Genomic DNA, 15225 nt, shown 5'->3' on the forward strand with positions numbered 1-15225 from the left:
ATATCCATTTATCATTTTTAAAAAAAATAAAGAAAAAACGTTTTACAAGTAATATATTGAAGGATGTTTTTGGAAATTATCATTTTATTAAGCGTTTTTTAATCTTTACTCTTGGATGTATATCTTATAATTCTTATAATAAAGGTAAATTGCAATTACAAGGAACAGAATATATTAAAAACCTTCCTGATAAAAGAGTTCTTTTTGTATCTAACCATCAAACTTATTTTGCAGATGTTTTTGCTATGTTTCATGTTTTTTGCAGTGTAAAAAATGGATTTATAAATACAATTGAAAATCCTATTTATCTTTTAAATCCAAAAATCAACATCTATTATGTAGCTGCTAAAGAGACTATGAATCAAGGTTTTTTAACAAAATTATTTACTTATTCTGGAGCTATTACTGTAAGTAGAACATGGAAAGAAGGTGAAAAAAAAGTGAATCGTATTGTGAATAGTTCTGATATAACTAAAATGGGGATGGCTATTAAGGATGGATGGTTAATAACATTTCCGCAAGGAACTACTCAAGATTTTGCTCCAGGAAGAAGAGGGATTGTTCATGTTATAAGAAAATATAATCCTATTGTTGTTCCTATTGTTATAGATGGATTTAATAAAGCTTATGATAAAAAAGGCATTCGTATTATTAAAAAAGAAGTATTACAAAAAATGATTTTTAAAAAACCTATAGAAATAGATCTTAATAAAGATTCTACTGAATTAATTATGGAAAAAATTATGGATGGAATAGAACAATCTTCTAAGTATTACAAAAATCATATTTTATGAAGTTATGAAGTATGAATATATAAAAAATACTTTTTTAAAATTTTTTCAAAAAAAAAATCATAAAATTTTTTCTTCTTTTCCTATTTATTTAGAAAATGATCCATCATTATTATTCATTAATGCAGGTATGAATCCATTCAAAGATTATTTTTTAGGATATAAGAAACCATTATATACAAGAATAACAAATGTACAGAAATGTCTTAGAGTTTCTGGTAAACATGATGATTTAGAAAATGTTGGATATGATAATTATCATCATACAATGTTTGAAATGTTAGGTAATTGGTCTTTTGGTGATTATTCTAGAAAAGAAGCTATTGAATGGGCATGGGAACTTTTAACAAACATATACAATATTCCGAAGGAAGATATATATGTATCTATATTTATTGGGGATAAAGAAGATGATAAATTGTTAATGGATAATGAAACTTTTATTTGTTGGAAAAATTTAATAAGTGAAAAAAATATTATTTTTTTTGGAAAAAAAGAAAATTTTTGGGAAATGGGAGATGTTGGCCCATGTGGTCCATGTACTGAAATCCATATAGATATACGTCATAAAAAAGATAAAAAAAAATTATTAGGTAGATATCTTGTTAATAAAAATCATCCAAAAGTGATAGAAATATGGAATATTGTTTTTATAGAATTTTTGAGAAAAAACAATGGAAAATTGGAAAAACTTGATAAAAAACATATAGATACAGGAATGGGACTAGAAAGACTATGTATGATTCTTCAAGGAAAATCTTCTACTTATGAAACTGATATATTTTATCCTATTGTTAAAGATATAGAAAAATCCTTAGGAAATATTTATAAAAATGAATTTTATCAAAATGTATCTATACGGATAATAGCAGATCATTTAAGAGCCATTGTATTTTCTATATGTGACGGAAAAATTCCATCTAATAATGGATCTGGTTATGTTATAAGAAAAATTTTAAGAAGAGCCGTATTTCATGTCAATCTATTTTTATTAAAAAAAGAACCGTTTATTTTTCAATTTGTTCCTTCTTTAATAAAAAAAATGAGAATTTTTTTTCCAGAATTAGAAAAAAATAACGAATATATACAATATGTAATAAAAGAAGAAGAATTATCTTTTATTAAAGTTTTAAATGAAGGAAATAAGAAAATACAATACGTTATTAATAAAACTAAAGAAAAAAAAAAACATATTATTAGTGGAGAAACTATTTTTAAATTATATGATACTTACGGTTTTCCATTAAGTTTATCTAAAATTTTGATAGAAAAACATCAATTGAAAATTGATGAGAAGTCGTACCAAAAAAAATTGTTAGAACAAAAAAATAGATCTAAAAAAAGTAATAATGCAGTTATAAAAGAAGATTGGATAGTAGTAAATACCACAAAAGAAGATTTATTGAATAATAGTGTAGAAGATAATTTTGTTGGATATTTTCATACAGAAATTGATAATGTTTTTATTATAAAATATAGGATAGTAAAAAATATATTAATTAAAAATAATTTTTATGAATTAGTTTTATCCAAAACTCCATTTTATCCTGAAGGAGGTGGTCAAATAGGTGATACTGGCTATATTATTAATAATATAAATGAAAAAATAAGTATACTGAATACTAAAAAAGAAAACAATACCATTGTCCATTATACTAACCAATTACCTTTTCATATCACTTTTCCATTTAAAGCAATTATAGATATAAATAGAAGAAAAGATATTGAGAAAAATCATACTTCTACTCACTTATTACATTTCGCTTTGAGAAGTATTTTAGGAAATCATATTCAACAAAAGGGATCTTATATAGGAAATGAATACTTACGTTTTGATTTTTCACATTATAAAAAATTAACTACTGATGAATTATTGGAAATAGGAAAATTAGTTCAAAAATTTATTTTTTCTGATTTTCATTTAAAAGAAAAACAATTTTCCTCTTTGATAGAAGCAAAGAAAATAGCATCTTATTATTCTAGTAATGAATTATTCAACTATGAAAATCAGAAAAAAATACGTGTAATAGCTTTTGGGGATTCTTCTGAACTATGTATTGGAACGCATGTAAAAAATACTCGTTCTATTGAAGTTTTTCAAATAATATCAGAATCCTCTGTATCACATGGAATTCGTAGAATTAAAGCGTTGACTTCTAGAAAAGCTATAGAATATTTAAAAAATATTTATCATCAATATGATTCATTAAAAATGATAATGAAATATCCTAATTCGATTACTAAAAGTTACAATTATATTTTAGAAATTAATAAAAAACTGAAGCAAGAAAAATTAAAAATAGAATTTCATCAAATAGAACTTCTTAAAAGGATTTTTTATTCAAATAGTATTCAACTAAATAATAAAATAAGATATTTATGTGATATAAATAATTTATTAAAAAAAGAAAAATTAGACATAAATATTATAAAAAAAACTCTTTTATCTCTAAGGATAAAAATTGAATATTTCATTTCTATTATAGGATTTATTAACAATGAAAAACCTATGATATTTATTTGCATTTCAGATAAAATTGCAAAAATGAACAGTGCATTATATGCAGATAATCTAATACTAAAAATATCAGATTATATAAGCGGAAAATATTGGGGTAACCATTTATTTTCTACATCTGTGGGAAAAAATAAAAATGGACTAATTTTAGTTAAAAACTATATGGATAAATATATAATAAAACTTATAAAAAATCAGTAATCTTTAGTTTAGATATTTAAAATGTTTAAATTTAAAGTAAAAAAATAATCAACAATCTATGAATGATAGATATTCTTTTCTAAACGCTATCCATTTTGAAGATATAGAATCTCTTTATCAAAAATATAAAGATAACCCGAATTTACTAGAATCTAGTTGGAGCGCTTTTTTTCATGGATTTGATTTTGGAGAAAAAAATTATAAATGGAACAATACATCAAGCCAACATTTAATACATGAAAAAAATAATGATAATGGTGGTGTAGTAATTAATTATAATGATTTTATTTATAAACTTAAAAAAGAATTTTCTGTATTTAGTTTAATTAATACCTATAGAAAGGTAGGTCATTGTTTTACGAACACCAATCCTATACCTATAAAAAAAAATAAAAAAAAATATCATTTTTTAGATTTAAAAGATTTAAATAATTTCAATTTATCCGATAAAGATCTTGATACTTTATTTGAAGCTGGTCAATTAATAGGCATTGGGAAAACATCATTAAGAAATATAATTAATTATTTAAATAATGTTTATTGTCATTCCATAGGAATAGAGTATGAATATATTGTGGATTATAATAAAATTAAATGGATTGAAAAATGGTTTAATCAAGAAAAAACAATTTTATCTGTCATTGATAAAAAATTAATTTTAACAAAATTACATCAAGCTTTAGCTTTTGAAAGTTTTGTTCATAAAAAATTTATAGGTCAAAAAAGATTTTCTATAGAAGGAAATGAATCTGTACTACCTGCATTAGAAGAAATATTAGAATACTCTTCTAATAAATATCATACGGAAAGTTTAATGATAGGAATGCCACATAGAGGACGTTTAAACGTTCTTTCTAATTTCTTGGGAAAGGACTATTCTCACATATTTAGTGAATTCCAAAGTAAAGAATATAAAGATAAATATTTTTCAGGAGATGTTAAATATCATTTAGGTTATCATAGAATGAAGAAAACTAGAAATGGAAAATATGTTGATTTATATTTAGTTCCTAATCCTTCTCATTTAGAATGTGTTAACCCTATTGTAGAAGGAATCACTCGTGCAAAAATAGATCATCATTATAAAAATGACTTTAATTCTAATAAAATTATTCCTATTCTTATTCATGGAGATGCCGCTTTATCAGGACAAGGAATAGTATATGAAGTTATACAACTTTCTAAATTAAAAGGTTATACAACAGGTGGAACAATTCATATCATTATTAATAATCAAATAGGATTTACTACAAATTGTGAAGAAGGAAGATCTAGCATTCATTGTACTGATATAGCAAAAGTAATTCTTTCTCCAGTTTTACATGTCAATTCAGATGATATAGAATCTGTTATTAAATCAATTCGTTTTGCTATAGATTTTAGAATGCGTTATCATGAAGATGTATTTATTGATTTAGTAGGATATAGAAAATATGGTCATAATGAAGGAGATGAGCCTAGATTTACTCAACCTTATTTATATAATATGATATCTAAACATGTAGATTCTTACAAAGAATATAAAAAAAAATTAGAAAATGATAATGTTATTGATACCTATGATATCATAAAAATGGAAAAAAAATACGAGAATATTCTTTATAAAGGTTATAATGAATCAAAAAATATAGAATATTCTGAGCAAGAATCTTTTTTAGAAAAAAAATGGAAAAATTTTCCTATAGTATATAGTAATGAAGATGTTATGAAAGAAGTGGATACAAAATTTTCAACTGAAAATATCAAACATATTTCTAGAAAAATTTTTTCTCTTCCAAAAAAGAAAAAATTTTTCAAAAAAACAGAATCAATTTTTAATCAAAGATTGGAAATGATTAAAAAAAATTCAGTGGATTGGAGTATGGCAGAATTATTAGCTTATGGAACATTATTATATGAAGGAGTTAATATTCGTTTATCAGGAGAAGATGTTGGAAGAGGTACATTTTCACAACGTCATGTTATCATCAAAACAGAAGATAAAGAAGAAGATATCATTCTTCTAAATAAAATATGTATTAATCAAGGTAAAATACAAGTATATAATTCTCCTTTATCTGAATATGGAGTTTTAGGTTTTGATTATGGATATGCTATGTATTCTCCTAATGTTTTAACATTGTGGGAAGCTCAATTTGGAGATTTTGGTAATGGTGCACAAATTATCATAGATCAATACATTTCTTCTGCAGAAGACAAATGGAAAATTAGAAATGGAATTGTATTGTTGTTACCTCATGGATATGAGGGACAAGGACCAGAACATTCTTCTGCACGGATAGAGAGATATTTACAACTTTGTGCAAAAAATAATATGTTTGTAGTAAATTGTACAACTCCTGCAAATTTTTATCATTTACTCAGAAGACAGATGAAATTAAAATTTCGAAAACCTCTTATTATCTTTACTCCTAAAAGTTTACTAAGAAATACAAAATGTATTTCTTCTATTAATGATCTTTCTCATGGATCATTTAAAGAAATATTAGATGATGATTCTTGTCATATTGATAAAATAACTAGGTTAATTTTTTGTTCTGGAAAAATATATTATGACTTGCTAAATAAAAAACAAAAAATAAAAGATGAAAAAACAGCATTAATTCGCATAGAACAAATATACCCATTGAAAATAGAAAAAATAGAATATATATTAGAAAAATATATAAATAAAAAAGATATTTTCTGGGTTCAAGAAGAACCGGAAAATATGGGTGCATGGAGTTTTATTTTAAGAAAAATGAGTAATATTACGCAATTAAATTTAATATCTCCATATGAAAGCTCTAGTCCATCTACAGGTTCTTACTCAAATTTTTTAAAAATTCAAAATGAAATACTAGAAAAATCTTTTAACCAATAAAATTTTATACACTATGATAACAAAGGTAAAAGTTCCTTCACCCGGAGAATCTATTACAGAAGTAGAAGTAAGTTCCTGGTTTGTTAAAAGTGGGGATTATGTACAAAAAGGACAAATAATAGCTGAAATTGATTCAGATAAAGCTACTTTAGAAATTTCTTCGGAAGAAAATGGAGTAATAACCTTAATGGTAGAAAAAGGAGAAAGAGTAAAAATAGGAGATGTATTATGCATTATTGACAATTCTTCTAAAAAAAATTTAGAAAATATTCAGAATAATCAAAATATAAAATCTAAAATAGATGAAAATAAAGAGCATGATAAAGATAGTAAAAATGCATCTCCAGCTTCTAAAAAGATCATAAGAGAAAATAATATTCCTTTAGAATCAATTAAAGGAACTGGAAAACATAAAATGATTACAAAATCAGATTGTGTTTCATATTTAATAAATGAAAAAAATAATTTTTCTACATATTCAGATGATAATTATTCCACTATAAATAGAAATATAGCACCACCTATGTACCGTTCAAAAACGGTAAAAAATCTTTCTTCTCTAAGAAGAAAGATATCGGATAGATTAGTTTCATCAAAAAATGAAACAGCCACATTAACTACATTTAATGAAGTGGATATGCAAGAAATATTTATCATAAGAAAAAAATATAAGGATATATTTAAAAATAAACATGGTGTTAACTTAGGTTTTATGTCTTTTTTTACTCTTTCTTGTGTTAGAGCTTTAAAATTATATCCAGATGTAAATGCGATGATTGATGGAGATAAAAAAGTAAATTTTAATTATTATGATATTAGCATTGCTATATCTGGTCCAAAAGGACTAATGGTTCCTGTAATAAGAAATGTAGAAAATTTATCATTTAGAGGAATAGAACAAGAAATAGTTAGATTATCTAATCGTGTTCATAATGGTACGATTTCTATAGATGAAATGACAGGAGGGACTTTTACTATAACAAATGGAGGTATTTTTGGATCTATGCTTTCTACTCCTATTATAAATCCTCCACAAAGTGCTATTTTAGGAATGCATAAAATTATGAAAAGACCGATAGTATTATCTGATGTTTGTGGTAATAATGGTGGTGATTCTATTCATATTCGACCTATTATGTATTTAGCTTTATCCTACGATCATAGAATAATTGATGGAAGAGAATCTGTCGGATTTTTAGTTTCTGTTAAAGAAACTATAGAAAATCCCATCAAGTTTTTGATGGGTGGAGATGAAAAAAATATTCAAAGTGTATTGGAAATATAATAATTAAAAAAATTTGTTCCTTATGTAAGGATTTTGTTTATTTTTTACAATATTCATTTTTTTCATTTGCATTTTTACTATTTTAATTTGATCATGTAATATTCCGGATATATCTGTTTTTTTTGCTTCTAATAGAAGAATTTCCGCTTTTTTTTTGTCTCCTTTTGATAGACACGCTATGGCCAAACTAAATTTGGCTATTGCTATGTTTTGTTTAAATTTTAAACCATGATCAAGAGCTTTTTTCATATAATTTTCGGATTGAAAAATATTTATTTCTGAATATAAGATCCCATTTAAAAAATAAAAATAAGATAATTGATTATCAGTTAGTTGTGATTTTGGATTTTTGATATATGACAAATATTTTTTTAATCCTTTCATATCTCTATTTCTTATTTTGAAAAAAGACAATAATAAAAATTCATTTCTAAAAATAAGAAATATAGGGATAAGGCTTATTAAAAACGTAATAGTTCCAAAAAAATAATTTTTTTTGATAAAAAAAAAATAGATATTAAAAATATTGGTATAAATAAAATTAATTTTGTATGTTTTTTCATAAAAATATTTGATTAAAAATTTTTTTCTTTTATCCAGTTAATAAGATCTTCATAATTAGAATTACACAAAAAATGTCCAGAATCATATTCTTTAAAGGAATAAGAATATATTCCTTTCTTCTTAAGTATATTTAAACTTTTTTTTGCCCAACTTATAGGAATGATAAGATCATTTTTTCCATGAGAAATGAAAAATTCTAAATTTTTATTTAAAATAGAATTTTTTTTTATAATTTTTCTTTCTAAATATCCACTTAATATAATAGATTTTTTTACTTTTATATTTTCTAGACTTATAGCATAACATAGTATAGCACCTTGACTAAATCCACATAACCAAACATTATTATTATTCAATTGATATTTATTTATAACCTCATTGATAAAATGATTTATTTTTTCAATAGTTTTTTCAGCTTGTAGAACATGAACAAATTTTTCTTTGTTAGAAAAATCTATGTGATACCAAAAATATTTTCCTTTTTCAATGGAGTAATTTCCTTGTATACTAATAACACAAAAATTTTCTGGTATATCTTTTGTTATAGAAAAAAGATCTTTTTCATTACTACCATAACCATGAATCATTAAAAATAGACTATAATTATCCTTACTTTTTTTTGGTTTTCTAATAATATATTTAAAAGATAAGTCTTCATTATTTAAAAACATAATTATTAATAATTTTTATTTTTTACTAAACCATTTTTTATTTCCATTATTTCATCTGCCATGTTTGCTAATTCAATATTATGAGTAACAATCAAAAAAGTTTTTTTAAATTCTTTTTTAAGAAAAAAAAATAATTGATGTAAATTATCAGCGTTTTTTTTATCTAAATTTCCAGAAGGTTCATCTGCAAATATTATTTCAGGATCATTAATTAATGCTCTTGCTATAGATAATCTTTGTTTTTCTCCACCAGATAATTCATCAATTTTTGAATTAACATGTTTATAAATATTTAATTCTTTTAATAGATTTATTGCAGTATCTTGAATATTTTTTCTATTTTTTTTTCTATTTATTAAGCCGGGTAAACTTACATTTTCTAATACTGTAAGTTCTGGTAAAAATTCTGGATTCTGAAAAATAAAACCTATATTTTCATTTCTTACATAAGAAAGATTTTCATCAGACATAGATAAAATATCTTTTCCATTTATTTTTAAATAAGTTTTTACATTTTTTTTTTTGTAGGTTGATCTAGTGTTCCTAATATATGTAAAAGTGTACTTTTTCCAGATCCAGATTCTCCTAAAATACATGCTAAATGTCCTTTTTTTATGGATATAGTAACTCCTTTTAAAATATATTTTTTATTATCAAAAGATTTATAAATATTCTTGGCTTTAATCATTATAACTTAATTTAGTAAAAAATTGCAAAAAAAATATGATAATTATATTCATAAAATGAATTTTAATTTAAATTTACTTGAAAAAATTATTTTCAATGAATTTGCACGAATATCAAGGAAGAGAAATATTAAATTATTTTTCAATAAGAACTCCTAAAGGAATGTTAGCTTTTTCTCCAGAAGAAGCAGTACGATGTGCTAAAATTATAATTGATCGTACTAAAAAAAAATCTGTAATTATTAAAGCTCAAATACATGCAGGTGGAAGAGGAAAATCTGGAGGAATACAAATAGCAAAAAATTTAGATGAAGTTTATAAAAAATCTAAAGATTTATTAGGAAAATATCTTATTACTCCTCAAACTTCCGATAAAGGAAAATTAGTAAAAAAAGTATTAATATCTGAAGATGTGTATATTTCTGAATTAAAGCCACCTATAGAGTATTATATTTCAATACTACTAAATCGTGATTTAGAAAAAAATGTTATCGTCTATTCTAAAGAAGGAGGAGTAAATATAGAAGAAAAACATGATCTTTTTACTGAAGAAATAGATCCAATATTAGGTCTACAACTATTTCAAATTAGAAAAATAGGTTTTAATTTAGGATTACCCAAAAATTTATTTTCTAAATTCAACACTTTTTTAAAAAATATTTATCAGTCATATAAGTATTATAATTCTTTACTATTGGAGATAAACCCTATGATAATAAATAAAGAAAATGAAATAATTCCAGTAGATATAAAAATGATATTAGATGACAATGCTTTATTTCGTCATGAAAAAAAATATGCTAATATTCATTACGAATACGAAGATGTGAATCTTCTTGAAAAAGAAGCAATGAAATATGATCTAAACTTTATAAAGTTAAAAGGAGATGTAGGTTGTATGGTAAATGGAGCAGGATTAGCAATGGCAACTATGGATATGATTAAATTTTGTGGAGGAAATCCAGCTAATTTTTTAGATATAGGAGGATCTGCAGATATAACAAGAGTAGAAAAAGCTTTTTCTATTATTTTAGATGATAAATCAGTTCAAATTATATTAATAAACATATTTGGAGGTATAGTTCGTTGTGATACAGTAGCAAAAGGAGTAATTAATTCTTATTCAAAAAAAATAAATATTAATAATATACCAATTATTGTTCGTTTACAAGGTACAAATGAAAAAAAAGCAAAAGAAATACTCGATAATAGTCAATTACCTATTTATTATACCAATTCTTTAAAAGAAGCATCCAATAAAATAAAGAAAATATTATCCAGTTCTTTATAATACAGTAATAAAGAATATTAAATAAATGAACAATTTTTTTTCAAAAAATTTTGTATTATCTGATAAATATAGTCCTTTAAAATGGGATGATATTGTAGGTCAAAAAGACATTACTTCTTCTCTTAAAAATGCAATAAAGTATAATCAATTATCACAATTTTTATTTTTTGTTGGACCTGATGGAGTAGGGAAAAATACATGTGCCAAAGTTTTGGCTAATGAATTAAATAACAATTTTGATAAAAAATGTTATAATAATATATTTGAAATAGATTGTTTGTTAAATTCTTGTATTTACTCATATAATTTTCATGAAATAATAATAGATAGAATACTTTTTTATCCTAAATTAGAAAAGTATAACATTTTCATCATAAAAAATATACATGTATTTTCTCAAAAATTTATTAATTTTTTATTAAATTTTATAAAAGGAAAATATACAGAGATATTATTTATTTTTTGCACTAAAAAACAAAATAATATTCCTATATCTATTAGATCATATTCTCAAATATATGAATTTAAAAGTCTTTCTATAAAAGAAATTTTTTTTCATATCAAAATGATTTCTGATAAAGAAAATATAAAAGTAGATAGTGAAACTCTTTTTCTTCTTTCTCAACATGTTAATGGTTCTATTAGTAAAGCGATTTATGTTTTTGAAAAATTATTATTACTACATGAAAAAAAAATATCTAAAGATCTTTTAATGAAAGAATTAGGAATTGTAAATATTACATATTATTTTGATATAGTTAATTATTTGTTATTAGGGGATACACATAAAATATTTTTGTTACTAGACAAAATATTTCAAGAAAAAGTTAATTTTATCAATTTTATAATTGGACTAATAGAACATTTTAGAAATTTATTTTTATCTAAAAAAAATGAAACACTTTCTCTTTTAAAATTAAAAAAAGAAATAATTCAATCTTATATAGAGCAATCAGGAAATATATCTTATTCATTAATAATAAAATCGATAAATATGTCTTCTTATTTAATAGAAAAATACCAATTTGATAAAATTGATGATAAATTTATAATAGAGATATTTTTAATAAAATTAGCTAATTATTATGATAACACAAAAAATGTGGATAAAAAAAAAATAGAAAAAAATTTAGAATATTGTGATTATGATAATAATGATAAAATATCTTTTATTAAAAAAAATTGGATAGATTTTTTACAAAAATTTTCCGATAAAATGAATTCTATTTACATAGATTTTTTAAAAGAAGAAATACAATTTTGTATCGAAAATAATGATATATGCTGCTTTATAGTCCCTAATGAACTAAAAGGTCCTAATTTTTTATTAGTACAGTCATATTTTATAAAGTATTTAAAAAACAAATTCAATTATTCACAAAAATTTAAAGTAATAGGAAAAAAATCAGAAAAAGATACACTAAAAAATTATGCTTTTCTATCCAAAAAAAATAAATTTACAGAAAAATTAATAGAAAAATTAAATTTGAAAATATCTTCTATATCCTAGAAAAAAAATAAAAAAATAAAATAAAGGATATCTCATTTGTAGAAATGAAGTAGATATTTTATATTTCTTTTTTAATGAATAATCTTAGCTCATGATTTATCATTATTCGTCAAACAGTATAAAAAAACTTTTTTTATCTTCTACCTATTCAAATGAAGATATTGAAAATGATAATTCTACTTCTTCTTATAGCAGTAGCTCTGAAAGTGGAAATAGTGGAATAGGGTCTGGATATTACGGAAGGGGAACAGTAAGAAGTAAAACTCCAGTACTAGATAGTTTTGGAAGAGATTTAAATGCAATAGCTATGGAAGGAAAATTAGATCCTGTAATAGGTAGAGACAAAGAAGTAGAACGTGTTTCTCAAATATTAAGTAAAAGAAAAAAAAATAACCCTCTACTTATAGGAGAACCTGGAGTTGGAAAATCTGCTATTGCTGAGGGATTAGCTTTACGTATTGTTCAAAAAAAGATTTCAAGAGTTTTATACAATAGAAGGGTAGTTATTTTAGACTTAGCAAATCTAGTAGCTGGGACAAAATATAGAGGACAGTTTGAAGAAAGAATGAAAGCCATTATAAATGAATCAGAAAAAAATGTAGGACTTATTCTTTTTATAGACGAAATTCATACTCTGATTGGAGCTGGTGGCACTACAGGTTCTTTAGATGCATCTAACATTTTTAAACCAGCATTAGCAAGAGGATATATTCAATGTATAGGTGCTACTACATTGAATGAATATAGACAATATATAGAGAAAGATGGTGCATTGGAAAGAAGATTTCAAAAAATTATAGTGCAACCTTCATCTGAAAATGAAACTATTGAAATATTAAAAAATATAAAAGGAAAATATGAAAGTCATCATAACGTATTATACACAGAAAAAGCTATAAAAGCATGTGTTCATTTAACTTCACAATATATTGTAGATCGTTTTTTACCAGATAAAGCAATTGATGCTTTGGATGAAGCTGGATCTAGAGTTTATATTAAAAATATAAAAGTTCCACAAGAAATAGTTTTTCTTGAAAAGGAGTTAGAAAATATACGTAAAGAAAAATCTAAAGTAGTAAAAAATCAAAAATATGAAGAAGCAGCTCGTTTACGAGATACAGAAAAACGTATAGAAAAAAATTTATTAAAAGCACAAAAAAAATGGGAAACATCATCAAAAGAAAATAAGGAAATAGTTTCTGAAGAAAATGTAGAAGAAGTAGTATCTATGATGAGTGGCGTTCCAGTAAATAGAATAGCTCAAGCAGAAATGAAGAAACTAAATAAAATGGCAAATATATTAAAAGAAAAGATCATAGGTCAAGATGAAGCTATAGATAAAATCGTAAAATCTGTTCAAAGAAATAGAACAGGGTTAAAAGATGCAAATAGTCCGATAGGATCTTTTATTTTTTTAGGACAAACAGGAGTTGGAAAAACATATTTAGCAAAAGTTTTTGCTAAAGAACTATTTGATTCGGAAGAATCTTTAATACGCATAGATATGAGTGAGTATATGGAAAAGTTTTCTGTGTCCAGATTAATAGGGGCTCCTCCTGGTTACGTTGGTTATGAAGAAGGAGGCCAATTAACAGAAATTATCCGTCGAAGACCTTATGCTGTAATATTGTTAGATGAAATAGAAAAAGCTCATCCTGATGTTTTTAATATATTATTACAAATACTAGATTATGGAAGTATAACTGATAGTGTTGGAAGAAAAATAAATTTCAAAAATACCATAATTATTTTCACTTCAAATACAGGGACACAACAATTAAAAGAATTTGGAAAAGGTATAGGTTTCAATACACAATCTAAGAAAAATTATGACCACATTAGTAATATATTAGAACAAGCTTTAAAAAAAACGTTTTCTCCAGAATTTTTAAATAGAATAGATGATGTTATTATTTTTAATTCTCTAAAAACAGAAGATATATCTAAAATAACTAATTTAGAATTACAAAAAATAATTTTTCAAATTGAAAATTTAGGATATAAATTAATTTTATCACCTGAAGTAATAAATTTCATACAAAAAAAGGGGTTTGATAAATACTATGGAGCTAGACCATTAAAAAGAGTAATAGAAAAATTTATTAAGAATACAATATCAGAATGTATTATAAACGAAAAAATAAAGAAGGGAGACGTTATTTATTTGGAAATAAATGAAAAAAAAGATAATGTCAAAATTAAAATATAATAATATAAAAAAAATAATAATTATCGAAAATATATTGGATTATTTATACCCAAATCCGAATAGTACTTTATATTACATCAATGAATATACATTATTAATAGCTGTTATACTTACTTCCAGAAGTAAAGAAAAAAAAGTCAATGATATCACAAAAAATTTGTTCAAAATCATTCAAAATCCTGAAGATTTTATTTCTTATTCTTCTGAAAGAATAAAAAAGTATCTAAATAAAATAGGATTATATAATAAAAAATATAATTACATTTATAATTTATCTAATATTTTAATCAATAAATGTAACAGAATAATTCCTAAGGATATTTATCAATTAAAACGTTTTCCTGGAGTTGGACATAAAACAGCATCTGTATTTTTATCTCATGTTTCAGATATTCCAGTATTTCCAGTAGATACACATATTCATAGAATGATGTATCGTTGGAAATTGAGTATCGGAAAAAATGTTAAAAAAACAGAAAAAGATGCTAAACGTATATTCGAAAAAAAACACTGGAATAAATTACATCATCAAATTATCAACTATGCTAGAGAATACTCTCCATCTAAAAATTGGAATAAACATAAAGATGTCATATATCAAGAATTATTGAATAATCATTTATTGTAATAATGTTA

12 protein-coding genes are annotated in these 15225 nt (G+C 23.4%); 8 read left to right on the forward strand and 4 right to left on the reverse strand.

What is annotated here, in order from left to right; translation table 11 throughout:
* Positions 1-2 precede the first annotated feature (2 nt).
* Genes H0H49_RS00190 through odhB form a run of 4 tightly spaced genes read left to right on the forward strand, consistent with a single transcriptional unit; the run spans position 3 to position 7658 of the window.
* Positions 3-794, forward strand: a complete 792-nt coding sequence (locus H0H49_RS00190; protein WP_394798474.1) for a lysophospholipid acyltransferase family protein — start codon at positions 3-5, stop codon at positions 792-794.
* Positions 795-798: 4 nt separating this feature from the next.
* Positions 799-3510, forward strand: coding sequence for an alanine--tRNA ligase (gene alaS, locus H0H49_RS00195; protein ID WP_185864499.1), 2712 nt, complete (start codon positions 799-801; stop codon positions 3508-3510).
* Between the two features lie 58 nt (positions 3511-3568).
* On the forward strand, positions 3569-6373 hold the full coding sequence (locus tag H0H49_RS00200; protein WP_185864500.1) for a 2-oxoglutarate dehydrogenase E1 component: 2805 nt from the start codon (positions 3569-3571) through the stop codon (positions 6371-6373).
* A gap of 13 nt (positions 6374-6386) precedes the next feature.
* The gene (odhB, locus tag H0H49_RS00205; protein WP_185864501.1) at positions 6387-7658 is read left to right on the forward strand and encodes a 2-oxoglutarate dehydrogenase complex dihydrolipoyllysine-residue succinyltransferase; all 1272 of its coding nucleotides are present in this window, start codon (positions 6387-6389) and stop codon (positions 7656-7658) included.
* Positions 7659-7661: 3 nt separating this feature from the next.
* On the opposite strand, the gene H0H49_RS00210 is transcribed toward odhB, so the two are convergent.
* The 4 genes from H0H49_RS00210 to H0H49_RS03085 form a co-directional block, all read right to left on the reverse strand.
* Positions 7662-8042, reverse strand: a complete 381-nt coding sequence (locus H0H49_RS00210; RefSeq protein ID WP_238784948.1) for a hypothetical protein — start codon at positions 8040-8042, stop codon at positions 7662-7664.
* Positions 8043-8233: 191 nt separating this feature from the next.
* Entirely contained in the window at positions 8234-8893 is a 660-nt protein-coding gene (locus H0H49_RS00215) for an alpha/beta hydrolase (RefSeq protein WP_185864502.1), read from the reverse strand.
* Positions 8894-8898: 5 nt separating this feature from the next.
* Positions 8899-9363 carry an ABC transporter ATP-binding protein gene (locus tag H0H49_RS00220; RefSeq protein WP_317168698.1) on the reverse strand — a complete coding sequence of 155 codons (465 nt, stop codon included), beginning with the start codon at positions 9361-9363 and terminating at the stop codon, positions 8899-8901.
* A gap of 38 nt (positions 9364-9401) precedes the next feature.
* Positions 9402-9581, reverse strand: coding sequence for an ATP-binding cassette domain-containing protein (locus H0H49_RS03085; RefSeq protein WP_317168699.1), 180 nt, complete (start codon positions 9579-9581; stop codon positions 9402-9404).
* Positions 9582-9676: 95 nt separating this feature from the next.
* Here H0H49_RS03085 and sucC point away from each other — a divergent pair, with 95 nt between their 5' ends.
* The 4 genes from sucC (at position 9677) to H0H49_RS00240 (ending at position 15217) form a co-directional block, all read left to right on the forward strand.
* Positions 9677-10870: an ADP-forming succinate--CoA ligase subunit beta gene (gene sucC, locus H0H49_RS00225; RefSeq protein ID WP_185864503.1), complete on the forward strand. Its 1194-nt coding sequence runs from the start codon at positions 9677-9679 to the stop codon at positions 10868-10870.
* A gap of 25 nt (positions 10871-10895) precedes the next feature.
* Positions 10896-12380 (forward strand): DNA polymerase III delta subunit-related protein, encoded by a 1485-nt coding sequence (locus H0H49_RS00230; protein ID WP_185864504.1) that lies wholly within the window; start codon positions 10896-10898, stop codon positions 12378-12380.
* A gap of 91 nt (positions 12381-12471) precedes the next feature.
* The gene (locus H0H49_RS00235) at positions 12472-14589 is read left to right on the forward strand and encodes an ATP-dependent Clp protease ATP-binding subunit (RefSeq protein ID WP_185864505.1); all 2118 of its coding nucleotides are present in this window, start codon (positions 12472-12474) and stop codon (positions 14587-14589) included.
* Positions 14570-15217 carry an endonuclease III domain-containing protein gene (locus tag H0H49_RS00240; protein ID WP_185864506.1) on the forward strand — a complete coding sequence of 216 codons (648 nt, stop codon included), beginning with the start codon at positions 14570-14572 and terminating at the stop codon, positions 15215-15217. The genes H0H49_RS00235 and H0H49_RS00240 overlap by 20 nt, the downstream gene beginning before the upstream one ends.
* Positions 15218-15225 lie beyond the last annotated feature (8 nt).

The organism is Blattabacterium cuenoti (assembly GCF_014252035.1).
GTDB classification, from domain to species: domain Bacteria; phylum Bacteroidota; class Bacteroidia; order Flavobacteriales; family Blattabacteriaceae; genus Blattabacterium; species Blattabacterium cuenoti_Z.

Excerpts from the sequence above, each read along its gene's own strand:
- odhB (WP_185864501.1), top strand. The coding sequence starts at position 6,387 with ATGATAACAAAGGTAAAAGTTCCTTCACCCGGAGAATCTATTACAGAA.
- H0H49_RS00235 (WP_185864505.1), top strand. The coding sequence starts at position 12,472 with ATGATTTATCATTATTCGTCAAACAGTATAAAAAAACTTTTTTTATCT.
- H0H49_RS00200 (WP_185864500.1), top strand. The coding sequence starts at position 3,569 with ATGAATGATAGATATTCTTTTCTAAACGCTATCCATTTTGAAGATATA.
- H0H49_RS00210 (WP_238784948.1), bottom strand. The coding sequence starts at position 8,042 with ATGAAAGGATTAAAAAAATATTTGTCATATATCAAAAATCCAAAATCA.
- H0H49_RS03085 (WP_317168699.1), bottom strand. The coding sequence starts at position 9,581 with ATGATTAAAGCCAAGAATATTTATAAATCTTTTGATAATAAAAAATAT.
- H0H49_RS00220 (WP_317168698.1), bottom strand. The coding sequence starts at position 9,363 with ATGTCTGATGAAAATCTTTCTTATGTAAGAAATGAAAATATAGGTTTT.
- sucC (WP_185864503.1), top strand. The coding sequence starts at position 9,677 with ATGAATTTGCACGAATATCAAGGAAGAGAAATATTAAATTATTTTTCA.
- H0H49_RS00230 (WP_185864504.1), top strand. The coding sequence starts at position 10,896 with ATGAACAATTTTTTTTCAAAAAATTTTGTATTATCTGATAAATATAGT.
- H0H49_RS00215 (WP_185864502.1), bottom strand. The coding sequence starts at position 8,893 with ATGTTTTTAAATAATGAAGACTTATCTTTTAAATATATTATTAGAAAA.
- alaS (WP_185864499.1), top strand. The coding sequence starts at position 799 with ATGAAGTATGAATATATAAAAAATACTTTTTTAAAATTTTTTCAAAAA.
- H0H49_RS00240 (WP_185864506.1), top strand. The coding sequence starts at position 14,570 with ATGTCAAAATTAAAATATAATAATATAAAAAAAATAATAATTATCGAA.